The following is a 554-nucleotide window of genomic DNA, read 5'->3' as shown; positions in this document are numbered from 1 at the left end:
TCCCTTCGGCTCCGTACCTTAAGTACTTAACCTCGCTACATACCGTAACTCGTTGGCTCGTTCTACAAAAAGCACATCATCACACACATATGGTGCTATGATCGGTTGTAGGCGCACGGTTTCAGGTTCTATTTCACTCCCCTTCCGGGGTTCTTTTCACCTTTCCCTCACGGTACTTCTTCACTATCGGTCATCAAGTAGTATTTAGCCTTGGGAGGTGGTCCTCCCTGCTTCCCACAAGGTTTCACGTGTCTCGTGGTACTCTGGAGCAGAACTATGGTCTTCTTGTTTCACTTACAGGACTATTACCTTCTACGGTGTATCTTTCCAGATATCTTCAATTACAATAGCCACCAATATTATGTTCTGTCCGCAACCCCAAAGATAAATCTTTGGTTTGGGCTCTTCCGATTTCGCTCGCCGCTACTGACGGAATCGATTTTTCTTTCTCTTCCTCTAGGTACTTAGATGTTTCAGTTCCCTAGGTTTACCCTCCTATAGCTATGTATTCACTATAAGATACGTAGGGTTACCTACGTGAGTTTCCTCATTCG

1 rRNA gene is annotated in these 554 nt (G+C 45.1%); it reads right to left on the bottom strand.

The features are described 5' to 3' along the window. Positions 1-554, bottom strand: a 23S ribosomal RNA gene (locus OCU55_RS23770); the annotation flags it as partial.

Origin of the sequence: Clostridium folliculivorans, assembly GCF_024341905.1 — a bacterium.
Classification (GTDB): domain Bacteria; phylum Bacillota; class Clostridia; order Clostridiales; family Clostridiaceae; genus Clostridium_AR; species Clostridium_AR folliculivorans.
This window is presented reverse-complemented; position numbering and strand designations above follow the sequence as displayed.